This window comes from Stappia indica (genome assembly GCF_001696535.1).
GTDB classification, from domain to species: domain Bacteria; phylum Pseudomonadota; class Alphaproteobacteria; order Rhizobiales; family Stappiaceae; genus Stappia; species Stappia indica.
The window spans coordinates 1079504-1101330 of sequence record NZ_MBQE01000001.1; the positions used below are offsets into that span (position 1 = coordinate 1079504).

Annotated in this window: 21 protein-coding genes; 12 read left to right on the forward strand and 9 right to left on the reverse strand. The window is 67.9% G+C overall.

Going from position 1 to position 21827, the window contains the following annotated elements:
- Positions 1-47 precede the first annotated feature (47 nt).
- From BBX35_RS05175 to BBX35_RS05185, 3 genes are all read left to right on the forward strand, one after another.
- Positions 48-1616, forward strand: a complete 1569-nt coding sequence (locus BBX35_RS05175) for an FAD-binding domain-containing protein (protein WP_208979761.1) — start codon at positions 48-50, stop codon at positions 1614-1616.
- A gap of 2 nt (positions 1617-1618) precedes the next feature.
- On the forward strand, positions 1619-1780 hold the full coding sequence (locus tag BBX35_RS05180; RefSeq protein WP_067218222.1) for a DUF2256 domain-containing protein: 162 nt from the start codon (positions 1619-1621) through the stop codon (positions 1778-1780).
- Between the two features lie 116 nt (positions 1781-1896).
- Complete coding sequence (locus tag BBX35_RS05185; RefSeq protein WP_083206028.1) at positions 1897-4146, forward strand: bifunctional diguanylate cyclase/phosphodiesterase; 2250 nt, start codon at positions 1897-1899, stop codon at positions 4144-4146.
- Here BBX35_RS05185 and BBX35_RS05190 read toward each other — a convergent pair whose 3' ends face one another.
- Together BBX35_RS05190 and ppdK are read right to left on the reverse strand one after the other, a co-directional pair.
- Positions 4147-5094: an ArgK/MeaB family GTPase gene (locus BBX35_RS05190; protein WP_067216787.1), complete on the reverse strand. Its 948-nt coding sequence runs from the start codon at positions 5092-5094 to the stop codon at positions 4147-4149.
- Between the two features lie 4 nt (positions 5095-5098).
- On the reverse strand, positions 5099-7771 hold the full coding sequence (gene ppdK / locus BBX35_RS05195; protein WP_067216789.1) for a pyruvate, phosphate dikinase: 2673 nt from the start codon (positions 7769-7771) through the stop codon (positions 5099-5101).
- 454 nt (positions 7772-8225) lie between these two features.
- Here ppdK and BBX35_RS05200 point away from each other — a divergent pair, with 454 nt between their 5' ends.
- The 3 genes from BBX35_RS05200 (at position 8226) to purU (ending at position 12056) form a co-directional block, all read left to right on the forward strand.
- Entirely contained in the window at positions 8226-10028 is a 1803-nt protein-coding gene (locus BBX35_RS05200; RefSeq protein WP_067216791.1) for a tetratricopeptide repeat protein, read from the forward strand.
- A gap of 7 nt (positions 10029-10035) precedes the next feature.
- Positions 10036-11019 (forward strand): 4-(cytidine 5'-diphospho)-2-C-methyl-D-erythritol kinase, encoded by a 984-nt coding sequence (locus BBX35_RS05205; protein ID WP_244271559.1) that lies wholly within the window; start codon positions 10036-10038, stop codon positions 11017-11019.
- A gap of 152 nt (positions 11020-11171) precedes the next feature.
- Positions 11172-12056, forward strand: coding sequence for a formyltetrahydrofolate deformylase (gene purU, locus BBX35_RS05210; RefSeq protein ID WP_067216792.1), 885 nt, complete (start codon positions 11172-11174; stop codon positions 12054-12056).
- A 110-nt stretch (positions 12057-12166) separates the two neighbouring features.
- Here the strand turns inward: purU and BBX35_RS05215 are convergent, their stop codons facing one another.
- On the reverse strand, positions 12167-13183 hold the full coding sequence (locus BBX35_RS05215; RefSeq protein WP_067218228.1) for a polyprenyl synthetase family protein: 1017 nt from the start codon (positions 13181-13183) through the stop codon (positions 12167-12169).
- Between the two features lie 178 nt (positions 13184-13361).
- On the opposite strand from BBX35_RS05215, the gene BBX35_RS05220 reads away from it, so the two are divergent.
- The 3 genes from BBX35_RS05220 to BBX35_RS05230 all read left to right on the forward strand — a co-directional run bounded on the left by BBX35_RS05220 (position 13362) and on the right by BBX35_RS05230 (position 15025).
- A complete protein-coding gene (locus BBX35_RS05220) occupies positions 13362-13643 on the forward strand; it encodes a putative signal transducing protein (RefSeq protein ID WP_425274561.1) in 282 nt (93 codons plus the stop codon).
- 26 nt (positions 13644-13669) lie between these two features.
- Positions 13670-14536, forward strand: a complete 867-nt coding sequence (locus BBX35_RS05225; protein ID WP_083206029.1) for a tRNA1(Val) (adenine(37)-N6)-methyltransferase — start codon at positions 13670-13672, stop codon at positions 14534-14536.
- A gap of 123 nt (positions 14537-14659) precedes the next feature.
- Positions 14660-15025, forward strand: coding sequence for a hypothetical protein (locus BBX35_RS05230; RefSeq protein WP_067216795.1), 366 nt, complete (start codon positions 14660-14662; stop codon positions 15023-15025).
- 82 nt (positions 15026-15107) lie between these two features.
- On the opposite strand, the gene BBX35_RS05235 is transcribed toward BBX35_RS05230, so the two are convergent.
- Positions 15108-15377 (reverse strand): usg protein, encoded by a 270-nt coding sequence (locus BBX35_RS05235; protein WP_067216798.1) that lies wholly within the window; start codon positions 15375-15377, stop codon positions 15108-15110.
- Between the two features lie 203 nt (positions 15378-15580).
- Here BBX35_RS05235 and BBX35_RS05240 point away from each other — a divergent pair, with 203 nt between their 5' ends.
- Together BBX35_RS05240 and BBX35_RS05245 are read left to right on the forward strand one after the other, a co-directional pair.
- Entirely contained in the window at positions 15581-16516 is a 936-nt protein-coding gene (locus BBX35_RS05240) for an AAA family ATPase (protein WP_067216801.1), read from the forward strand.
- A 5-nt stretch (positions 16517-16521) separates the two neighbouring features.
- The gene (locus tag BBX35_RS05245; protein WP_067216804.1) at positions 16522-17799 is read left to right on the forward strand and encodes a vWA domain-containing protein; all 1278 of its coding nucleotides are present in this window, start codon (positions 16522-16524) and stop codon (positions 17797-17799) included.
- 3 nt (positions 17800-17802) lie between these two features.
- Here BBX35_RS05245 and BBX35_RS05250 read toward each other — a convergent pair whose 3' ends face one another.
- Together BBX35_RS05250 and BBX35_RS05255 are read right to left on the reverse strand one after the other, a co-directional pair.
- Complete coding sequence (locus BBX35_RS05250) at positions 17803-18525, reverse strand: LrgB family protein (protein ID WP_067216807.1); 723 nt, start codon at positions 18523-18525, stop codon at positions 17803-17805.
- Entirely contained in the window at positions 18522-18896 is a 375-nt protein-coding gene (locus tag BBX35_RS05255) for a CidA/LrgA family protein (RefSeq protein ID WP_067216814.1), read from the reverse strand. The genes BBX35_RS05250 and BBX35_RS05255 overlap by 4 nt, the downstream gene beginning before the upstream one ends.
- A 290-nt stretch (positions 18897-19186) precedes the next feature.
- Between BBX35_RS05255 and BBX35_RS05260 the strand changes: the two genes are divergently transcribed.
- On the forward strand, positions 19187-19423 hold the full coding sequence (locus tag BBX35_RS05260; RefSeq protein ID WP_067216816.1) for a hypothetical protein: 237 nt from the start codon (positions 19187-19189) through the stop codon (positions 19421-19423).
- Here BBX35_RS05260 and BBX35_RS05265 read toward each other — a convergent pair.
- The 3 genes from BBX35_RS05265 to BBX35_RS05275 all read right to left on the reverse strand — a co-directional run bounded on the left by BBX35_RS05265 (position 19416) and on the right by BBX35_RS05275 (position 21789).
- Positions 19416-19934 carry a L,D-transpeptidase gene (locus tag BBX35_RS05265; protein ID WP_067216817.1) on the reverse strand — a complete coding sequence of 173 codons (519 nt, stop codon included), beginning with the start codon at positions 19932-19934 and terminating at the stop codon, positions 19416-19418. The two genes, BBX35_RS05260 and BBX35_RS05265, sit on opposite strands and share 8 nt — an antisense overlap.
- Before the next feature lie 187 nt (positions 19935-20121).
- Entirely contained in the window at positions 20122-21225 is a 1104-nt protein-coding gene (locus tag BBX35_RS05270) for a branched-chain amino acid ABC transporter substrate-binding protein (RefSeq protein ID WP_067216820.1), read from the reverse strand.
- A gap of 201 nt (positions 21226-21426) precedes the next feature.
- On the reverse strand, positions 21427-21789 hold the full coding sequence (locus BBX35_RS05275; protein ID WP_083206030.1) for a DUF6867 family protein: 363 nt from the start codon (positions 21787-21789) through the stop codon (positions 21427-21429).
- Between the last annotated feature and the right edge of the window lie 38 nt (positions 21790-21827).

Genomic DNA, 21827 nt, shown 5'->3' on the forward strand with positions numbered 1-21827 from the left:
CACCCGCTGACAAGAACCTCGCCGACGCCCTCTCCGAAGACGCCGCCGTGACCTCCCCTCCCGCCCCTGCCCTGCAGGTCGTGTGGTTCAAGCGCGACCTCAGAACCCACGACCACGAGCCGCTGGCGCGGGCGGCGGAGCGTGGACCCGTCCTGCCGCTTTACGTCATCGAGCCCGAGCTCTGGCAGCAGGCCGACATGTCCGCCCGCCACTGGGCCTTCATTGCCGAGGCATTGACCGCGCTTCAGGTGGACCTTGCCCGCCTCGGACAGCCGCTGGTCCTTCGCCGAGGCGGGGTGGTCGAGGTGCTGGCCCGCATCCATGCAGCGCGGGGCATCGCCGCCCTGTGGTCGCATCAGGAGACGGGCAACGGCTGGACCTTCGCCCGCGACCGAAAGGTCGGAGCCTGGTGCCGGGCGCAGGGCATTCCCTGGCACGAGCTGCGCCAGGACGGCGTGACCCGCCGGCTGCGCAGCCGCGACGGCTGGGCGGCAGGCTGGGAACGCGACATGGCCGTGCCCCAGGTCGCGGCTCCCGTCCTCGCCCCGCTCTCCCTTGCCGACACCGGGCGCATCCCGGCGCCTGACGAACTTGGCCTTGCGGCAGATCCCTGCCCCGGTCGCCAGGCCGGCGGCCGCCCGGCGGGCCTCGCCTGCCTCGACAGCTTCCTCCATCGGCGGGGCGAGCCGTACCGGTCGGCCATGTCCAGCCCCGTGCTTGCCTTCGACGCGTGCTCGCGCCTCTCGCCGCATCTGGCCTGGGGCACCCTGTCGCTGCGCGAGACGCTGCAGGCCTGCCGCACCCGCCAGCGTGCCCTGAGGGACGGCCCCGCATCCGCGCGCGGCTGGCGACAGTCGCTCTCCTCCTTCGACGGCCGCCTGCACTGGCGTTCGCATTTCATGCAGAAGCTGGAGGATGCGCCCTCGCTGGAATTCCGCAACCTGCACCGCGCCTATGACGGCCTGCGCCCGCCGGCGGAAAGCGAGCCGGCCCGCCTTGCCGCCTGGATGCGCGGGGAGACCGGCCTGCCCTTCGTCGATGCCTGCATGCGGGCGCTCACCGCCACCGGCTGGATGAACTTCCGCATGCGCGCGATGCTGATGGCGGTGGCAAGCTACCACCTGTGGCTCGACTGGCGCCGGCCGGGCGAGCATCTCGCCCGCCTGTTCACCGATTACGAGCCGGGCATTCACTGGCCGCAAGTTCAGATGCAGTCGGGTACCACCGGCATCAACACCGTGCGCATCTACAATCCGGTGAAGCAGGGCATCGACCAGGATCCGGATGGCAGCTTCACGCGGGCCTGGGTGCCGGAACTGACGCCGGTCCCGGACCGGTTCCTGCAGGAGCCGTGGAAGTGGGAGGGTGCGGCAAGCGTGCTCGGCAACCGCTATCCCGCGCCCATCGTCGATCATCTGGCCGCCGCGCGCCATGCCCGCGAAGCGGTCTGGGGACGGCGCGGTGCCTCGGGCTTTCGCGACGCCGCCGACCGGATCCAGCAGCGTCACGGCAGCCGGCGCAGCGGCCTTTCCGTTCCCTCGCGCACCAGGCGCCCGCGCCCCGACACCGGCCAGCTCTCTCTGTTCCTCGACGCCGCCGAAGATCGCAAACCATGAAGATGCGCAAGCGTCAGGACCTGCCGCAGAAGATCTGCGCGACCTGCGGCCGTCCCTTCGCCTGGCGGCGCAAGTGGCGCCTGACATGGGAGGAGGTCCGTCATTGCTCTCAGCGCTGCCGGGAGAACCGGACACGGCCGGACGCGAACGGAAAATCGCGCTAAGCCATTGCAGATGATGACATTTTTAAAACAGGTATTTACGCGGATTAACCAAGCATTGATGGTCATTTGTTAACAGGCGCCGTGGCACTTTCAGCCTCGTTATCGAGGGGCTCGCAATGGTAGCGACACGAACCGACACTGGCGCACGTCTGGCGAATGCCATCCTGTTTCCCGTTGTGGGGCTGGTGCTGCTTGCCATTGCGTTCTCCGTCGCGCTGATCGCCTACACCTCCCGCTCCGCCGACATTGCCGCGCTCAACAGCGAACGCTCCCTGCTGAGAGGCAGCACCAATCTCCAGCTGGAACTGCTGGCCAAGGAGCAGGAAGGCGTCGCGGTCTGGGACCAGTCGTTCTTCTACGCCCGGCCAGAAACCCTGAGCATCGACTGGCTCGACAGCAATGTCGGCCTCTGGCTCTTCGCCAATTACGGCCACGACCAGACCGTCATCATCGATGTCGACGGCAACCCGGTCTACAATTCCGTGCGGGGCAAGCGCATGCCGGTGGAACAGGCCGCGGCCCTGCTCGACGACGTCAAGCCGCTGGTGGCGCGTGCACGCGCCCGCTTCATCGACAGCTTCGACCGGCTGCCATCCGGCCTCTTCTACATCGAGCGCCCGCCGAGCGGCTTCACCCGTTCGCTGCACGAGACCGGGATGACCTCCTTCGAGGGCGAGCCGGCAATGGTCGCGGCGACGGCGATCAGCCCCGAGCTCAAGCAGTTCCTCTCCAAGCGCCGGGCTCCGGCCGTGGTGGTCAGCCTGAAGAAGCTGGATACCGCCCGTCTGCAGGCGCTGGCCGAACGCTCGGGCATCACCGGCCTGCGCTCGATCGACGATCCGGCCGGAACTCCCGCCAGCATGGAGCTGCGCAATCCGCGCGCCCAGCATATCGGCTATCTCGCCTGGCAGGCGGAGAACCCGGGCTCCTCGATCCTGTCGGGCGTCGGGCCGATCCTGTTCTTCCTGGCCGCGACCATCGCCGGCCTCACCGGACTGGTGCTGTTCTACACCCGCCAGAACACCCGCCGGCTCGCCGAAAGCGAGGCCCGCGCCCAGCATGCCGCGCTGCATGACAGCCTGACCGGCCTTGCCAATCGCGACTACTTCGCCAGCAGCTTCCGCGAAGAGCTGGCCGGTTGGCAGGCCGCCAAGGGCCTGCTCGGCGTGATCTATATCGACCTCGACCACTTCAAGGACATCAACGACACGCTGGGGCACGCCGCCGGCGACGAGGTGATCCGCGAGGCGGCGCGCAGGCTGCGCGTGCTGGTGCCGGAAGACGCGACGCTCGCGCGCATCAGCGGCGACGAGTTCGCCCTGCTGCTCCCGGGCTGCGAATCCCGCGAGCGCATCGAGCAGGTGCTCAAGCGCATGCAGGACCGTTTCGCCGTGCCGATGTATATCGGCGGCAATCATCTGCATGTCAGCCTCAGCGTCGGCGCCTCCATTGCGCCCGACGACAGCCTGTCGATGGGCGAGCTGCTGCGCAAGGCCGACATCGCCCTCTACTCCGCCAAGGCAAGCGGCCGCGGCCGCTGGGCCTTCTTCGAAGCCTGCATGGAAGAACACGTCCGCACCCGCGAGAGCCTGGCTCATGCGCTGCGCGATGCCATCGCCCGCAGCAAGCTCGACGTCGTCTACCAGCCGCAAACCACCATCGACGGCACCAAGGTCCTGTCCGTGGAAGCGCTGCTGCGCTGGACCGATCCGGAAATGGGCGCGATCAGCCCGGCGACCTTCGTGCCGATTGCGGAAGAAACCGGCCTCATCAACGATCTCGGCCTCTATGTGCTGCGCCGCGCCTGCCAGGACGCCGCCGCCTGGCCGCATCTCGGCCTTGCGGTCAATGTCTCGCCGACCCAGTTCCGCCATCCGCGCTTCATCGAGGATCTGCGCGACACGCTGGAGGCCTGCAATTTCGAGCCGTCGCGGCTGGAGATCGAGGTGACCGAGTCCGTCTTCGCCGACAACGACAACGACATCCTCAAGATCCTCACCCAGGTGCAGGAAATGGGCGTGCGCGTCGCTCTCGACGATTTCGGCGTCGGCTACTCGAGCCTCAGCTACCTGCGCCGCTTCCCCTTCGACACGCTGAAGATCGACCGGTCCTTCATCGCGGACCTGGAAATCGCCCCGCACGCCCATGCGATCCTGTCGACGATCATCGACCTCGGCGAGGCGCTGGGAATGAAGGTGGTCGCCGAAGGCATCGAGACCCGCCAGCAGGCGGTGATCCTGCAGCGGACGAATTGCGACCGCCTGCAGGGCTTCTACCTGTCGCGGCCGATCCCGCCGTCCGCCATCGCGGAGGCCGAAGCCCGCCTGTCCGGCGAGGACCAGCAGGCCGTGCCGCTCAGAGCCTGATCAGGAGGGCCTGAACCGCGTCCGAAGCTCCGCGTCCAGCCTGGCGATCGCGGTGAACGGACCGCCCGCCCCGGCAAGCGCCGCATCGATGTCGCAGGCCCCGCGCCCCACCGTACCGAAACGCCGGGTCACCGCATCCACCACCCAGTGCCGCTGCTGCCGCTTGCGGCGCTCGGAGAGCTCTCCGCTCGCCTCCAGCTTGGCCGTGTGGGCATCGCAGGCCGCCACCGCTTCCGCGATCCCCTGCTCGGACGTTGCCGAGACGGTCAGCACCTCCGGCAGGCCGGCTCCGGCCGGGCGGGCCAGCGTCAGCGCGCCCTGCACGTCGGCGGCCGCACGCCGCGCCAGCGCGCCCATGTCCGCCTTGGTGACCAGCACCAGGTCGGGCAGCTCCATCACGCCGGCTTTCATGAATTGCAGGCTGTCGCCCGAGCCCGGCTGGATGCACAGGGCCAGCGTGTCGGCGACATGCGCGACATCCGCTTCCGACTGGCCGATGCCGACGGATTCGACGATCACCCGGTCCATCACCGCGCGCATCAGGACGACGGCGGCGATGGCATGGTCGGAGAGACCGCCAAGCCGGTCGCGCGCCGCCATCGAGCGCACGAAGACGCCCGTATCTTCCGGATCGGTGGAAAGTCGCGTGCGGTCGCCGAGCAGCGCCCCGCCGGTGATCTGCGAGGACGGATCGACGGCAATGACGCCAACTGTCTCGCCTCGTGCCCGATAGGCGCGGATCAGGGCGTTGGTCAGCGTCGACTTGCCGACGCCCGGGGGGCCGGTAAGCCCGACCACGCGGCCGCCCCCTGCCCCGGCCGCCTCATCCAGAAGCTGCAGGAACGCAGGATCGTCCGCGGCCGTCTCGATGGCCGACAGCGTGCGGGCAAGCGCCGGCTTGCCGCCGGCGGCAAGCTCCGCGATGGTCGCCGGCCGCCGGACCGCCATGGCCTCAGGCCGCTTTCTTCGCCTTCAGTGCCGCCTGCGCCGCCGCCAGACGGGCGATCGGCACGCGGAACGGCGAGCAGGACACATACTCGAGCCCGACGCTCTCGCAGAAGGTGATCGAGGCCGGGTCGCCGCCATGCTCGCCGCAGATGCCGAGCTTGAGGCCCGCGCGGGCCGCACGGCCGCGCTCGGCGCCGATGCGGATCAGTTCGCCGACGCCTTCCTGGTCGAGCGACACGAACGGATCGCGCTCGATCACGCCCATCCGCTGGTAGGGGCCGAGGAACGAGGCCGCATCGTCGCGCGAGATACCGAAGGTCGTCTGGGTCAGGTCGTTGGTGCCGAACGAGAAGAACTCCGCCGTCTCGGCGATCTCGCCGGCGCGCAGGCAGGCCCGCGGCAGCTCGATCATCGTGCCGACCTGATAGTCGATGGTGATGCCCGTTTCCTGCGCGACAGCCTTGGCCATCGCATCGATGCGCGCGCGCACCAGGTCCAGCTCCGCCTTGACGCCGACCAGCGGCACCATGATCTCCGGCGTCACCGGCGACCCGGTCGTCTTGCCGGCCGCAACGGCGCCCTCGAAGATGGCGCGCGCCTGCATCTCGGCGATTTCCGGATAGGTCACCAGCAGACGGCAGCCGCGATGGCCGAGCATCGGGTTGAACTCGTTGAGATCGTGCGCCCGCTGCCGCAGCACCTCGCTGTCGACGCCCATCACCGCCGCGACCTCGGCGATCTCCTCCTCGCTATGCGGTAGGAACTCGTGCAGCGGCGGGTCGAGCAGGCGGATCGTCACGGGCAGGCCCTGCATGATCTCGAACAGCTCGGTGAAGTCGCCGCGCTGCATCGGCAGCAGCTTGTCCAGCGCCGCGCGGCGGCCCTGCTCGGTCTCCGACAGGATCATCTCGCGCACCGCGACGATGCGCTCGCCTTCGAAGAACATGTGCTCGGTGCGGCACAGGCCGATGCCTTCGGCGCCGAAGCCGCGCGCCGCGCGTGCATCCGCCGGCGTCTCGGCATTGGTGCGAACCGCCATCCGCCGGTGAGCGTCGGCCCACTCCATCAGCCGGGCGAACTCGCCGGACATTTCCGGCTGCAGCATCGCCACCTCGCCGACCAGAACCTGGCCGGTGGTGCCGTCGATGGTGATCACGTCGCCCTTGGCGAGCTTGCGGCCCGAGACCGTCAGCGTCGCCGTGCGATAGTCGATCCGCAGCGCGCCGGCGCCGGAGACGCAAGGCTTGCCCATGCCGCGCGCCACCACAGCCGCGTGGCTGGTCATGCCGCCGCGCGTCGTCAGGATGCCTTCGGCCGCATGCATGCCGTGAATGTCCTCAGGGCTCGTCTCGACGCGCACCAGGATCACCTTGCGGCCCGCGGCCTTCGCCTCTTCCGCCTCGTCGGAGGAGAAGACGATAGCTCCGGACGCAGCCCCCGGCGAGGCCGGCAGGCCGGTGGCGATCACGTCGCGCTCCGCCGCCGGGTCGATCATCGGGTGCAGAAGCTGGTCGAGAGCGGCCGGGTCGACACGCATCACCGCTTCCTCGGTGGAGATCAGACCCTCGTCGGCCATCTCCACGGCGATCTTCAGCGCGGCGCGCGCCGTGCGCTTGCCCGAGCGCGTCTGCAGCATCCACAGGCGCCCGCGCTCGATGGTGAACTCGAGATCCTGCATGTCGCGATAGTGGCCTTCCAGCCGGTCGCAGATCTCGGTGAACTGGGCGAACGCCTCTGGCATCGCCTTTTCCAGCGACAGGGCGTCGGAACCGGCGGCGATGCGCGCGGCCTCGGTGATGTCCTGCGGCGTGCGGATGCCGGCCACCACGTCCTCGCCCTGGGCATTGATCAGGAACTCGCCGTAGAGCGCCTTTTCGCCGGTGGACGGGTTGCGGGTGAAGGCAACGCCGGTGGCGGAGTCCTCGCCCATGTTGCCGAAGACCATCGCCTGCACGTTGACCGCCGTGCCCCAGTCGTTGGGAATGTCGTGCAGCCGTCGATAGGTGATGGCGCGCGCGCTCTCCCAGGACAGGAAGACAGCGCCGATGGCGCCCCACAGCTGCTCGTGCGGATCCTGCGGGAACGGCGTGCCGAGCTCGTCCTCGACCAGCGCCTTGTAGCTGGCGATGACCTGCTGCCAGTCGTCGGCGGTCAGGTCGGTGTCGAGGTCGCGGCCGTGCTCGTTCTTGAACTCCTCGAGGATCTCCTCGAAGGCGTGATGATCGAGGCCCATCACCACGTCGGAATACATCTGGATGAAGCGGCGGTAGCTGTCATAGGCGAAGCGCGGGTCGCCCGCAGCGGCGGCCAGGGCCGGCACCGTCTCGTCGTTGAGGCCGAGGTTCAGGACCGTGTCCATCATGCCCGGCATCGACACGCGGGCGCCGGAGCGCACGGAAACCAGCAGCGGATTGCTGGTGTCGCCGAAGCGCCGCCCGGTGATCCGGCCGACCTCGTCGAGCGCCGCGTCCACCTGGGCGCGCAGCTCGTCCGGATAGGTCTTGTCGTGGCTGTCGAACCAGGTGCAGACCTCGGTGGTGATGGTGAAGCCGGGCGGGACCGGCAGCCCGAGATTGCTCATCTCGGCAAGGTTGGCTCCCTTGCCGCCGAGCAGGTTCCTCATTCCGGCAGTGCCCTCGGCCTTGCCGTCACCGAAACCGAACACCCATTTGGTCATGCCGCCTGCATCCTCTCGCTTCGGGGCTTGCGATCGCGCGCCCCGGAGGCGCCGGACCCTGCGCTCGAGGTCGCGCGCGCCTCCCTCCCCGGATGCCCACCCCCATAAATGATGCAGTGCACGAAACAAAGGTTTTTTGCGCAATCGGTCCGCCGGTTATTGCACCAGGCTATGGTTCGAGCCGTTTTTGGGCACCCGGCAAAGCGATCCGGATCCGGACGGCGGGCCGTTTGACGCCTTACGATTCTCGCAGGTGCCGCATTGCCGGGCACGTCGCGGCGCCCCATATCGAGGCGAAGCATGCGAAACTGGCGCGCAGACGAACGCAAGACTTTCCGGCTCTGCCGGCCGCACCTGCTTGCAGGAGAGACATATTGCGGCCATCCTCGCAGGCAAAATCAGGCGGATGACTCGCCGCATTCGCGCCAAAAGCAGGGGCATTGAGACAATCCGGATGACAACACGCCGCCTCACCCGAACCGCCCGCCGCGGCAGCCTTGCCTGCAGCGTCGCCCTTCTGGCCTCGCTCGCGGCCCTTTCATCCGCCTCGCAGGCGTTCGCCGAGACGCAGCCCCAGGCAACCGAGCCCGCTCCGGACTTCAGCATGGGCACGCCGGAAGGCCTGCCGATCACCCTGAGCGGCAGCTATCTCTCCGGCCGGCTCGCGGGCCAGAGCAACGACCTCGACAACGCCGCCACCTTCTTCGGCGAAGCGCTGCTGGTGGATCCGGGCAACCCCTTCCTGCTCGACCGCACCTTCGTCCTGAAGCTGGCCAACGGCGACCTTGCCGAGGCGCTGGAACTGGCCGAGCGGCTCAAGGGCGAGCAGGCCGACCACTTCCTCGCCGGGTTGATGCTGGCGGTCGAGGAGATGCGGGCCGGCAACAACGCCAAGGCCGGCGAGTATCTCTCCGACGGCGGCCGCGGACCGCTCGCCGAGCTCGCTGCCGGGCTGCTTTCGGCCTGGGCGCTGGCCGGCGACGGCAAGACCGACGAGGCACTGGAGCGCATTTCGCGGCTCAACGGGCCGAGCTGGTACACCGTCTTCGTCGCCTACCACACCGGCCTGATCCAGGATTTCGCGGGCCGCGCCAAGGATGCGGAAGCGAATTTCCGCGATGCCTACAGCGCCGACCGGGGCGCGCTGCGCGTCGTCAACGCCTACGCCCTGTCGCTCTATCGCAACGGCGACAAGGCGGCCGCGCTCAAGGTTCTGGACGAATTCAACGCGATGCTGCCCGACCATCCCGTTCTGGTGGCGACCCGCAAGCGGATCGAGAGCGGCGAGAAGATCGAGCGCATCGCCGCAAGCCCGAAGGTGGGCGCCGCCGAGGTGCTCTACGGCCTGGGCGCCGCCATCGGCCGCGACGGCGGCGAGGAGCTGTCGGCGACCTTCCTGCAGCTGGCGCTGCATCTCGATGAGGAGGCGGATGTCGCAGCGGTCGCGCTGGCTGGCCTCTTCGACCGGATGGGCCGCTTCGAGCGCTCCATCCAGGTTCTCTCGGGCGTGCCGGACGCGTCGCCCCTGAAGCGCGACGCCGAGATCCAGGTCGGCATCAACTACAACGCCCTCGACAATCTGGAGGAGGCGCGCGCCCATCTTTCGGCCTTGGTGGAGAGCGACCCGAGCGATCTCGATGCCGTGGTCGCGCTGGGTAACGTCCTGAGATCGCACAAGCTTTTCAAGGAAGCCGACGAGGCCTACACCAAGGGCATCGACACCATCGCCGAGCCGGAAGCCCAGCACTGGACGATCTTCTACTATCGCGGCATCTGCCGCGAGCGGCTGAAGAGCTGGGGGCCGGCCGAGGCCGACTTCCGCATGTCGCTGAAGCTGTCGCCCGAGCAGCCGCTGGTGCTCAACTACCTTGGATACTCGCTTGTCGATCAAGGGCTTAAGCTGCCCGAGGCGCTGGACATGATCCGCAAGGCGGTGGAGCTGCGCCCCCGCGACGGCTACATCGTCGACAGTCTCGGCTGGGCTTACTACAAGCTGCAGCGTTACGAGGACGCGGTGAAGGAACTGGAGCGCGCCGTCGAGCTGCGGCCGCAGGATTCGGTCATCAACGACCATCTGGGCGACGCCTATTGGCGGGTCGGCCGCCGGCTGGAGGCACGGTTCCAGTGGAACCACGCCCGCGATCTCGATCCGGAGCCGGACGAGCTGCCGAAGATCCTGGAAAAGATCGAGAAGGGCCTGCCGGAACCCGGCGAGCCGCCGGCAGCGCAGGTCGAGCCGAAGCAGAACGGCGGCTGACGCCGCCGTGCGCCCTGCCGCGCGGGGACAAAGCCCGCAAGACGTCCGATCCGGAGCGGGGGTATCCGCGGGCGGGGCCCTGCCCGCCCCGCTGCTCGCCCGCGCCAAGATCAACTACGCCCTGCATGTGACCGGCCGGCGCGCCGACGGCTATCACCTGCTGCAAAGCCTTGTCGCCTTTGCCGAATTCGGCGACGTGCTGTCGGCAGAGCCTACCGCCGCGACAGATCATGCGCTGACGCTCACCGGTCCCTTCGCAGGCGCTCTCGCCGCCGATACCGCCGGGGATAAGCCGGCGGGCGACAATCTCGTGCTGCGTGCACTCGATGCGCTCTCTGGCGCGTTCGGCACTGCCCTCCCGCCCCTCGCCCTGACCCTCGACAAGCGCCTTCCGGTCGCCTCCGGCATCGGCGGCGGCTCGGCCGATGCGGCCGCAGCGCTGCGGCTCGGCTTCGCCGCGATGGCCGGCCGCGAGCCCGGCGACGACGAGATGGCGCGACTGGCGGAGATCGCCGGAACGCTCGGCGCCGATGTGCCGATGTGCCTTGCCTCGACACCGGCGCTGGTCTCCGGCACCGGCACCGAGGTCGCATCTCTTCCCCGCTTTCCGGGCCATGCGATCCTCTTGGCAAATCCAGGCTTACCCGTTGCAACGCCTCAGGTTTTCGCCCGACTGGAGCGCCGGGACAACCCGCCGCTCTCCCCGCTCGCCGACAGCGATCTCGCTTCCTTCGACGCGCTCGTCGGCTGGCTGGAGGGCACCCGCAACGACCTGGAAGCGCCGGCGCTGAGGCTTGCACCACCGATCGCCGATGTGCTTGCCGCGCTGCGCGTCGCGCCCGGCGCGCGCCTTGCCCGCATGTCCGGATCCGGCGCCACATGCTTCGCGCTGTTCGCGGGGATAGACGAGGCCGAGCGGGAGGCCCGCCGGCTCGCCGACCGCCATCCCGGGTGGTGGATCCAGGCGGCGCCCGTCGCCTCGGTTGCCTGAGTCGGGGTGAGCAACGCCCTGCCGTCGCAAATCGGCGCCAACGCGCCGTTTTTCGAGATGTCCCCGGCGCGCGAACGCGACAACACTTGGACAACCCGCGACACTCCGCTATCGCGTGGGCCTGTTGTCCTCTCAGCCGGGAATCATCGCCGATGAGCGCCTTCGCCCTGACCGTCACCTGCCGCTCGACCCGCGGCATCGTCGCCGCCATCTCCACCTACCTGGCCGAGCACGGTTGCAACATCACCGACAGCGCGCAGTTCGACGACCGCGAGACCGGGAATTTCTTCATGCGCGTCAGCTTCAACAGCGAGACCGGCGCGAGCCTGGACGAGCTGTCGGGCGGCTTCGCGCCCCATGCCGAGACCTTCGGAATGGACTTTTCGTTCCACGACGAAAAGGCGCAAATGAAGGTTTTAATTATGGTTTCCCGGTTCGGGCACTGCCTGAACGACATTTTGTACCGGTGGCGGATCGGCGCGCTGCCGATCGACATCGTCGGCGTGATTTCCAACCATCTCGACTACCAGAAGCTGGTGGTGAACCACGATATCCCCTTCCACTACATAAAGGTGACGAAGGATAACAAGGCGGAGGCCGAGGCGCGCCAGATGGCGATCGTCGAGGAAACCGGCGCGGAACTGGTGGTTCTGGCCCGCTACATGCAGGTGCTGTCGACGCGCATGTGCGAGGAAATGGCCGGGCGGATCATCAACATCCACCACTCTTTCCTCCCCAGCTTCAAGGGTGCCAACCCGTACAAGCAGGCCTTCGCGCGCGGCGTGAAGCTGATCGGCGCGACGTCGCACTACGTTACCAGCGACCTCGACGAAGGACCGATCATCGAGCAGGACACGGTGCGCGTCACCCACGCGCAGTCGCCCGAGGATTACGTCTCGCTGGGCCGCGACGTGGAGAGCCAGGTGCTCGCCCGCGCCATCCACGCGCATATCCACCGCCGCGTTTTCCTCAACGGAAACAAGACGGTCGTCTTTCCGGCGAGCCCGGGCAGCTACGCGTCGGAGCGGATGGGCTGAGGGGATAACCCGCCCCGCAAGGGGAAGCGGGGCCTTTGCAAATTTCGAGACGGATTTTGCAAAAAACCGTCTCGAAATCGCTCAAATTCGAGAATCGCGTCTCAAAAAGCTCAGCTGACGCGGGCGATGCAGAATTCGACCGCCTCGGCCAGCGCCTCGCGCTGCCCGCCGGCAGGTAATCCCCGCAGCGCGTCGAGCGCCTCGGCACCGAAGGCACGGGCCCGCTCGATGGTCTCGGTGAGCGCCCCCGTCTCCTGCATGATCGCGATGGCACGGTCGAGATCGCCGTCGCGCACATCGCCCTCTTCCAGGCAGCGCGACCAGAACTCGCGGTCCTCCGGCTTGCCCCGGCGGATGGCGAGGATAACCGGCAGGGTGATCTTGCCTTCGCGCAGGTCGTCGCCGGTGTCCTTGCCGAGATCGGCGGCCGAGCCACCGTAATCGAGCGCATCGTCGACGAGCTGGAAGGCAAGGCCGAGCGCCATGCCGTAGGCGCGGGCATGGGCGCGGTCGGCGTCGGAGGCCTCGGCGATGACCGGGCCGACCTCGGCGGCAGCGGCGAACAGGGCCGCCGTCTTCGCCTCGATGACCTGCATGTAGCGCTCTTCGGTGGTCTCAAGGTCCTGCGCCGCACCGAGCTGCATGACCTCGCCCTCGGCGATGACGGCAGAGGCGCTGGCCAAGATCTGCAGCGCCTCGAGCGAGCCGACATCGACCATCATCTTGAAGGCCTGGCCGAGCAGGTAGTCGCCGACCAGCACGCTTGCCTGATTGCCCCACAACTTGCGCGCAGCCAGCTTGCCGCGCCGCATGTCGCTCTCGTCGACGACATCGTCGTGCAGGAGCGTCGCCGTGTGCATGAACTCGACGCTGGCGGCGAGGCCGACATGGCCCTCGCCCGAATAGCCGAACATGTCGGCCATCGCGAGCGTCAGCATCGGCCGCAGCCGCTTGCCGCCCGACGAGATCAGGTGACGGGCGATCTCCGGGATCAGCTCGACATTCGATCCCGCCTTGGACAGGATGAGCTGGTTGACGGCTTCCATGCCGCCGGCGGTGAGGTCGACCAGGTTCTGGATGCTGGCCGGTTCTGACCGGGTTTCGCGCAAGGGAACCACCACGCCCACGTTGAACAACCTCGTTTCGAATAAGAGACGGGCGGACAATAGGTCCCGCCCATGCCCACGGCAAGCCGTCTTTCGCGAGACGCACCGTTGACCAAACCGCGCGGATGCCGCACAGGCGCGTCAGGGAATGTCGCCTCGACCGGCCTGGTCTTGTAAGGTGCCCCACCCGAACGACCGAATGGACAAGGACTACATGGTTCCTCTGCTCAAGACCAACGATATGGTCCTGATTTCCTATGTCGAAACGCTTCTGACCGAAGCGGGTATCGGCCATCTGGTGCTCGACGGCAACATGAGCATCCTGGAAGGCTCGCTCGGCATCATCCCGCGCCGGGTGATGGTGATCGAGGACGACCTCGGCGCGGCCATTCGCCTCATGCGCAAGATGGAGCTCGGCCACGAGCTCGATGCCGACACGCTGGCCCGCCACGACAAGGCCGGCGGGAGCCCTCAGCCGTGAGCGGCGACGTGCAGGACGCGGCCGGTATGAAAGCCACAGATATGGAAGCGGCTATGGAGGCCGCAGCCGCGGAACCGGTCGAGGCGGGACCTGTCGAGCAGGCCTTGCAGGAAAGCGCGGAGATCACCAAGGACGCCTTTCTCGGCGGGCTGGTGCAGGTGCTGCAGCCGGCGCGCGGCGCCCACCGCGCCGGGCTGGATGCGGTCTATCTGGCCGCTGCCGTGCCCGCCGGAACGCGCGGGCGGGTGGTGGACCTCGGCTCGGGCGTCGGCACCGCCGGCTTCTGCCTCGCCGCACGCCTGCCGGAGGTGGAGGTGCTGCTGGTCGACCGCGACCGGGCGGCGCTGGATCTGGCGGAGCGGGCGCTGGCCCTGCCCGACAATGCCGGTTTCGCCCCGCGCGTCTCCATCGTCGAGGCGGACATCGCCGCCCGCGGGCGCGAACGCCACGCCGCCGGCCTGACGCCCGGCCTTGCCGACCACGCCATCGTCAACCCGCCCTACTATGCCGACGGGCGCTTCCGCGCCTCGCCCGCCGCCCCGCGCGCCGGGGCGCATGTGCTGGACACGCGCGGGCTGGAGCCCTGGGTGCGGGTTGCCACCGACATCGTCCGCGAGGGCGGCACGCTGACCATGATCTTCCGCGCCGACGGGCTGGGCGAGATCCTGCAGCTGCTGCCCGGCCGCTTCGGCGCCATCGACGTCATTCCGCTGCGCCCGCGCCCCGAAGCCGCGGCAACGCGCATCCTGGTGCGCAGCGTGCGGGCAAGCCGCGCGCCGATGCGCCTGCTGCCGGGTTTCGTGCTGCACGAGGGCGCCGGCTCCGACTTCACCCCCGAGGCACGCGCGATCATGCGCGACGGCGCCGGCCTGCCGCCGCCCCCGCCGCGCTGAGAGGCGCGGCCGACAGTTCGGTCGTCGCTGTTTCTGGAGAACCGGGACTGCACGCCCTAAAACATGATTGTTTTGCTCATGTTTTGTACCTACCCTCCTTGCAACCACGGATGGAGGGGTTTCATGGAATGGCGTCTGTCCCAAACGGCAAAGGGCAACATCAAGTCGCTGCTGATCGTCGCGTGCCTCGCCGTGGTGTCCTATCTCATTTTTGCTTTGGGAAAATACTCGCCATTTGTAGCCATCAGTATCTTTGCATCCTCATATCTGACATTCAGATGGATTGGACTGTGCAAAATTGAAATAAAATACATAAATTACAAATTCTATTCCTCTATATATTTTGCAATATTTTCAATATACGCCTTCCATCATTTTAACAGTGACGACTATCCGTTGCTGAATTTTCTGTATTTTTTCTTTGGCATTGGCATGCACGGGGCGCTCTCTCTCGAGCTCGCCCTGGGTTTCAATCGCCGCAGCAGGTAGCCGCACGGCCTAGGATGCCCGTGCGGCGGGGCATGGCGATGCGTCACGCCCCGCGCAGTGGACCGCAGGCAGGACCGATCCGTCAGTGGATCGGGAACTCCGCGTCGAGGATGCGCCAGTCGCTCGGCCCGATCAGGTCGCGATGGGAAATGCGCACCGAATGCAGCTTGCCCTCGATGTCGCGCTCCCAGAACTGCAGGAAACGGCCGAGCTCCGGGAAGGTCGGCGCCTTATCCAGCGTTTGCCAGAGGAAGGTCTGCAGCAACCGCGGATGGTCGGGCATGTGGTAGAGGATATGGGCCGTGAGCAGGCCGTAGCCCTCAAGCTGGCGGGAAAAATCCGATGATCTCATGATCCGAACCTTTCGAAGTCCCTCACCCAGGGTCAAGTGTCCGGAAATCATGGTTAATGACGGGTTAACCCGCCCTTTGCGCCCCGGCCCGGGATCTTGTCCCTTAGGACACCTGACAAGCCCGGCCTGCCCGCACTATGTTGCAGGGAAAGAGCCCGCGCCGCGAGACGGCCGTGCGGGCGAGCCGAGCAACAGGAGCCCAGATGACCGCGCAGCCTCTCCCGGACACGATCGACGCGACGAGCGCCCTGCTGGACGGCCAGGGCTATGTGGGCGACCGCTCGCTGGCCACCGTGCTGCTGCTGGCGCTGAAGCTGAAGCGGCCGCTGTTCCTGGAAGGCGAGGCCGGCGTCGGCAAGACCGAGATCGCCAAGGTGCTGTCGCAGGCGCTGGGGCGCGAGCTGATCCGCCTGCAATGCTATGAGGGGCTGGACGTTTCCACCGCCGTCTACGAGTGGAACTACGCCGCGCAGATGGTCGAGATCCGCGTGTCGGAAGCGGCCGGCGACACCGACCACGGCGAGTTGTCGAAGTCGGTCTTCGCCGAGCGCTTCCTGATCAAGCGCCCCGTGCTGCAGGCGCTGGAGCCCTCGCTCTCCGGCCCGCCGGTGTTCCTGATCGACGAGCTGGACCGCGCCGACGAGGCGTTCGAGGCGTTCCTGCTGGAAGTGCTGTCGGACAACCAGGTGACGATCCCCGAGCTCGGCACGATCCGCGCCGAGGAGCCGCCCATCGTCATCATCACCACCAACCGCACCCGCGAGATCCACGACGCCCTGAAGCGCCGCTGCCTGTATCACTGGGTCGACTATCCGGACGCGGAGCGCGAGCTGGAGATCGTCCGCCGCAAGGTGCCGGGCGCCGGCGACCGGCTGTCGCGCGAGCTCGTCGCCTTCGTTCAGGTGCTGCGCACGGACGAGGACCTGTTCAAGCAGCCGGGCGTTGCCGAGACGCTGGACTGGGCGACCGCGCTGACCGAGCTGGACCAGATCGCCCTGGACCCGGACATGGTGTCCGACACGCTGGGCGTGCTGCTGAAATACCAGGACGACATCGAGCGCGTGCGCGGCTCGCGCGCCCGCAAGATCATCGAGGAGATCCAGCGCGACCACGACCGCACGGCAAGCGGGTCGGCTTGAGCCCCATGACGGACGAGCGCGCGACCCTGGAAGGCCAGGCCGGCGGACGCATCGCCGAGAACATCGTGCATTTCGCGCGGACCCTGCGCCGTGCCGGGCTGCCGGTCGGACCGGCCAGCGTGGTCGACGCGGTGCGCGCGGTCGAGGTTGCCGGCATCCGCAGCCGCGAGGACCTGTACTGGACGCTGCATGCGGTCTTCGTGCGCAAGCGCGAGCAGCGCGCGGTGTTCGACGAGGCCTTCCGCATCTACTGGCGCTCGCGCGGGCTGATCGAGAAGCTGCTGTCGATCCTTTCGCCGGTGGCGCCCGCGCGCGGCGAGCCGGACAAGCCCAAGGCCGGCCAGACCCGCGTCGCACAAGCGTTTCAGGCGACGCGCGAACGCCAGCAGCAGCACGAGCGCGAGGAAGTGGTGGTGGACGCCCGCTTCACCGTGTCGGGCCGCGAACTGCTGCAGCGCAAGGACTTCGCCCAGATGAACGCGGAGGAGATCCGCCGGGCCAAGGCGGCGCTGCGGCGCATGGTGCTGCCGATGGAGAAGGTGCGCCTGCGCCGGCTGGTCAGCGCGACGCGCGGGCGCATCGACCCGCGGCGCACCTTGCGCGCCTCGCTGCGCACCGGCGGCGACATGATCGAGCTGCGCCACCGGCGCCATGATCTCAAGCGCCCGCCCATCGTCGCGCTCTGCGACATTTCCGGCTCGATGAGCCAGTACACCCGCATCCTGCTGCATTTCATGCATGCGCTGACCGAGGAGCGGCGCAACGTCCACACCTTCCTGTTCGGCACAAGGCTGACCAATGTCACACGGCAGCTGCGGATGAAGGACCCGGACGAGGCGCTCCTCGCCTGCACGCAAGGGGTGGAGGACTGGTCCGGCGGCACGCGCATTGCCACGGCGCTTGCCGCCTTCAACCGGCAATGGTCGCGCCGGGTGCTGTCCGGCGGGCCCATCGTGCTGCTGGTCACCGACGGGCTGGAGCGCGACACGGACGAGGATCTGGAGCGCGAGATCGACCGGCTGCACCGCTCGTGCCGGCGGCTGATCTGGCTGAACCCCTTGCTGCGCTTCGAAGGGTTCGAGGCGCGGGCAAGAGGCGTGCGGGCGATGCTGCCGCATGTCGACGAGTTCCGCGCCGTGCACTCGCTGGAGGCGGTCGCCGACCTTTGCACCGCGCTCAGCGGCGAGCGCGACCGAAGCGGCCAGCTGACCGACCCGCGCGCCTGGCTGCGCCGGGCGGAAGCGCATGCGGCGCAGGACGCGGCGCGTCTCGCCGCGAGCTGACGGCTAGCCGAAAATCAGGCGCCAGACGAGCGGCACCAGGAGCGCCGTCGCAATCGCATTCAGCCCCATGGCAAGGCCGGAAAAGGCGCCGGCGGTCTCGTTGACCAGAAGCGCGCGCGAGGTGCCGATGCCGTGGGCAGCAGTACCGATGGCAAAGCCGCGCGCCCGCCAGTCGCGAATGCGCGCCAGATCCAGCACCAGCGGCCCGAGCGCCGCGCCCAGGATCCCCGTCAGGATGACCAGCACGGCGGTGAGCGAGGGCAGCCCGCCGAGCGGCTCGGCAATGCCCATGGCGACCGGCGCGGTGGCGGATTTCGGCGCCAGCGAGGCCAGCGTCTGGCGCGAGGCGCCGAGCAGCGAGGCGACGGCGAGCGCGGAAAGCGCGGCGGTGAGCGAGCCGGCCAGCAGGCTGACGCCGATGGCCAGCGCCGAGCGGCGCACCCGCGCGAACTGGCGGTAGAGCGGGATGGCGAGCGCCACCGTCGCCGGCCCTAGCAGGAAGTGCACGAACTTCGCCCCGTCGAAATAGACCGGATAGGCGGTGCCGCTGACAAGCAGCACGGCGCCGATCAGCAGCACCGCGACCAGCACCGGATTGACCAGGGGGTGAAAGCCGGCCCGGCGGTAGAGGAAGAAGCCGAGCTGATAGGCGGCAAGGGTGAGCGTCAGGGCGGCGAGCGGGCTCGCCGACAGATAGACCCAGATCTGCGACAGCGGCTCGCTCATTGCGCGCCTCCCTCGGGACCCGGTTCGCCGTCCGCCTCCTGCCGCGCCAGCCGGCTCATGACGAGGCCGGTGACCAGCACGGTGAGCAGGGTGGAGACGATCAGCGCGGCGGTGATCGCCAGCCCCTCGCGCCCGATCAACCCGAGATGCACGACGACGCCGACGCCGGCCGGCACGAAGAGCAGCGCGAGGTTCTTGAGAAGCGCATCGCCCACCCGGCCGAGATCCTCCCCCACCCCGCCCCGAACGAGCAGCAGCAGGAACAGCAGGATCATGCCGAGCACCGGGCCCGGCACCGGCAGGCCGCTGGCGGTGACCACGAGCTCGCCGGCCAGCTGGCAGCACAGTATCAGCGTCAGGGCTCCGATCATGCGTGCCTCTCCGTCCGGGTCTTCCTGCAGGGCTCCCACAGTGCAAGCGTGCGCGGGCGCCGGCAAGCGCGGCGATGCGGGAGCGGCGTTGCGAGAGCGGGGTTGCGGGAGCGGGGGGCGGTCGTCGTTTTTCGATGTCGCAAGGGAACCGGAAGACTCGCGCGCGAGTTACACGGATGTGATCAGTAGTCGGAAAGGCAGATCGGCGGACGACTTGAAATCGCCAAGATTGTCGCCATTTCTTCTCCGACGAAAGCAAGGGAGCCGCGAGCAAGAGCGGCGAACGGACCATGATGCGACTGACCGAGCCTCACGATCCTGCCACGCCGCGCCGCGGTCGCATGATCCTGCCCGCGCTGATCGTCTTCGTGCTGGGCACGGCCACGCTGATGGTGCTGGGCGCCGGTCTTGCCGATGTCAGCCGCAAGGACGCAACGCTGGCCCGGCCGGCGGAAACCGCCGCGCCCGCGCAGATCGGCCAGGAAAGCCCCTCAATCGACGGCGATCAGTTGACGGCGATCAGTTGACGGCAATCACCGGCGTGTTGACGCCGACCCGGCGGAACAGGTCGGCAATATCGCGATTGTGCATGCGGATGCAGCCATAGGACACCGGCCGGCCGATGGAGTCGGGCCGGTTGGTCCCGTGAATGGCATATTCGCCGCCGGCGAGCGTCATCGCCGCAACCCCCATCGGATTGTTCGGCGCCCCGCCCGCGATGACCCGCGGCAGATGCGGCAGGTCGCGCTTGACCTCTGCCGGCGGCGACCAGGCCGGGCGCACATGCATGCCGGTGATGTAGGTGCGGCCCGCCCAGGCCTTGCCGCGCTTGCCCACGGCGACCGTGTAGCGCAGGGCCGTGCCGCCGCGTTGCACCAGATAGAGGCGCTTCTCGCTGTTGCGGATGACGATGGTGCCCGGTGCAATGCGCGTGTCGGAAAAGGCGACGAGCTCCGGCGCGGCAAGTGCCTGGTGGCTCCACAGCGCCACGCCGATTGCCAGATAGATCGCAACGATACCCCAGACGACCCTGCCCATCGCACGCTCCGGTATTGGTTTACCGAAAGTTTACGCAATCGCCGGACGCGGGGAAACGACAAGCGCGGATCGCCGCGCGGAATCGATTCGCATGGTTACGGATTAAGGTTTACGCGCCCGCCGCGGGCAAAGAAAAACCCCGCCCGGACGAACCGGGCGGGGCCAGAAATCCAGTCAGCCGAAAGGCTTACTGCATGTAGTCGTAGGTGCCGTCCTTCCACTCGTAGAAGACGTAGCCCGGCAGGGTCACGTCGCCCACGTCGTTGAAGGCCAGGTTGCCGAGCACGGTGGAGAACTCCATCTCGTTCAGCTTGCCGACGACCGCGTCGAAGTCGGTCGAACCGGCGGCCTTGACGGCCTCGGCCCAGGCCTGGATCGCGGCGTAGGTGTAGAGCGAGTAGCCCTCGGCGGTACGGCCGGCGGCCTCGAGCGCCGCGACGACCGGCTTGGCGACCTCGTTCTTGCGCGGATCCGGCGAGAAGGTCATGAGCGTGCCGGCACCGACGTCGCCGGTGATCGACCAGTACTCGTCGGTGACGAGCGCGTCGCCCGAGACGAGGATGGTGCTCATGCCCTGCTCGGCCATCTGGCGCTTGATGAGGCCGGCTTCCGTGTGGTAGCCGCCGACATACAGCACGTCGATGTTCTCGGACTTCAGCTTGGAGACGAGCGCGGTGTAGTCCTTCTCGCCGGCCGTATAGGCCTCGTAGAGGGCTTCCTGCTTGCCGGCCTCGTTCATGTACTTCTTGGTCTCGTCGGCGAGACCTTTGCCGTAGGCGGTCTTGTCGTGAATGATGGCGATGTTCTTGTCGCCGAACTTCTCGGCAAGGAAGGCGCCGGCCACCTGGCCCTGCTGGTCGTCACGACCGCAGGTCCGGAAGATGCCCGGGCCCGGACGCGCGTCGGTGAAGGTCGGGTTGGTCGAGGCCGGAGAGATCTGGATGATGCCCTCTTCGGCGTAGACCTGGCTGGCCGGGATCGAGGAACCCGAGCAGAAGTGGCCGGCGACGAAGACGACGCCCGAACCGACGAACTGGTTGGCAACGGCCACGGCCTGCTTGGGATCGCAGGCATCGTCGCCGATCTGCAGCACCAGCTTCTCGCCGTTGATGCCGCCGGCGGCGTTGATGTCCTCGACGGCCTGCTCGGCACCGGCCTTCATCTGCGCGCCGAACGAGGCGTACTGGCCGGTCATCGGACCCGCGGTCGCGATGATGATGTCGGCCATGGCCGCGGTCGACAGGCCCATGCCGACGACGGTGGCGACGCTCGCCATAAGAAGCTTCTTCATAAGGTAGTCTCCCCTTGCTCCAGATGCATTCCCGACCCACCCCGGGCCGGGAGCTGAACCACTCTGGTTGTGCGGACTTTTTGTCCGCGGACCGTCCCTTCCGGATCGGCCATCTACCGAAACACTATCGCCTTTTTCGGCAAAGTCGAGCGTTTCGGATCAGGTAGCGGGACGGCGAACCTTCCCGCAATGCGCGTAATGTCAGGCGATGCTGTCGTCCGCTCCCGGACGCAGACGCCAACCGAACGGGCTCGTCTTCTCGTAGAGCCAGCGGTACTGGCTGGTCATCTGGTTGGTGCGCGTCACCCGCCAGCCGGCCAGCGCCAGCGCGACCAGATAGGCGAAGGCGATCAGCCAGTGCTGGATAGACAGCAGCGTGCCGCCATAGAGCGCGAAGCTGAGGAAGCGCACCGCCAGCGACAGCAGGAAGATGAACCAGACCAGCACGAAAAGCGGACGCCAGGTCAGAGCGCAGGCCCGGCCCGTGGACCAGGCCGCGGCGCCGCCGAGCACCAGCGTCAGGATGATGAAGCCCGCGAGGGTCGTGTCATAGAGGAATCCCATCAGGACCTCCCGTTGTGCCGCCGTCCGGCCCGGTCGGG

What these genes read in the sequence shown, in the direction of transcription:
- BBX35_RS05235 (WP_067216798.1), bottom strand. Translation starts at nt 15,377, where the DNA reads ATGAGATCATCGGATTTTTCCCGCCAGCTTGAGGGCTACGGCCTGCTC.
- BBX35_RS05185 (WP_083206028.1), top strand. Translation starts at nt 1,897, where the DNA reads ATGGTAGCGACACGAACCGACACTGGCGCACGTCTGGCGAATGCCATC.
- BBX35_RS05190 (WP_067216787.1), bottom strand. Translation starts at nt 5,094, where the DNA reads ATGGCGGTCCGGCGGCCGGCGACCATCGCGGAGCTTGCCGCCGGCGGC.
- BBX35_RS05240 (WP_067216801.1), top strand. Translation starts at nt 15,581, where the DNA reads ATGACCGCGCAGCCTCTCCCGGACACGATCGACGCGACGAGCGCCCTG.
- ppdK (WP_067216789.1), bottom strand. Translation starts at nt 7,771, where the DNA reads ATGACCAAATGGGTGTTCGGTTTCGGTGACGGCAAGGCCGAGGGCACT.
- BBX35_RS05265 (WP_067216817.1), bottom strand. Translation starts at nt 19,934, where the DNA reads ATGGGCAGGGTCGTCTGGGGTATCGTTGCGATCTATCTGGCAATCGGC.
- purU (WP_067216792.1), top strand. Translation starts at nt 11,172, where the DNA reads ATGAGCGCCTTCGCCCTGACCGTCACCTGCCGCTCGACCCGCGGCATC.
- BBX35_RS05270 (WP_067216820.1), bottom strand. Translation starts at nt 21,225, where the DNA reads ATGAAGAAGCTTCTTATGGCGAGCGTCGCCACCGTCGTCGGCATGGGC.
- BBX35_RS05220 (WP_425274561.1), top strand. Translation starts at nt 13,362, where the DNA reads ATGGACAAGGACTACATGGTTCCTCTGCTCAAGACCAACGATATGGTC.
- BBX35_RS05200 (WP_067216791.1), top strand. Translation starts at nt 8,226, where the DNA reads ATGACAACACGCCGCCTCACCCGAACCGCCCGCCGCGGCAGCCTTGCC.
- BBX35_RS05225 (WP_083206029.1), top strand. Translation starts at nt 13,670, where the DNA reads ATGAAAGCCACAGATATGGAAGCGGCTATGGAGGCCGCAGCCGCGGAA.
- BBX35_RS05255 (WP_067216814.1), bottom strand. Translation starts at nt 18,896, where the DNA reads ATGATCGGAGCCCTGACGCTGATACTGTGCTGCCAGCTGGCCGGCGAG.
- BBX35_RS05275 (WP_083206030.1), bottom strand. Translation starts at nt 21,789, where the DNA reads ATGGGATTCCTCTATGACACGACCCTCGCGGGCTTCATCATCCTGACG.
- BBX35_RS05230 (WP_067216795.1), top strand. Translation starts at nt 14,660, where the DNA reads ATGGAATGGCGTCTGTCCCAAACGGCAAAGGGCAACATCAAGTCGCTG.
- BBX35_RS05245 (WP_067216804.1), top strand. Translation starts at nt 16,522, where the DNA reads ATGACGGACGAGCGCGCGACCCTGGAAGGCCAGGCCGGCGGACGCATC.
- BBX35_RS05180 (WP_067218222.1), top strand. Translation starts at nt 1,619, where the DNA reads ATGCGCAAGCGTCAGGACCTGCCGCAGAAGATCTGCGCGACCTGCGGC.
- BBX35_RS05250 (WP_067216807.1), bottom strand. Translation starts at nt 18,525, where the DNA reads ATGAGCGAGCCGCTGTCGCAGATCTGGGTCTATCTGTCGGCGAGCCCG.
- BBX35_RS05260 (WP_067216816.1), top strand. Translation starts at nt 19,187, where the DNA reads ATGATGCGACTGACCGAGCCTCACGATCCTGCCACGCCGCGCCGCGGT.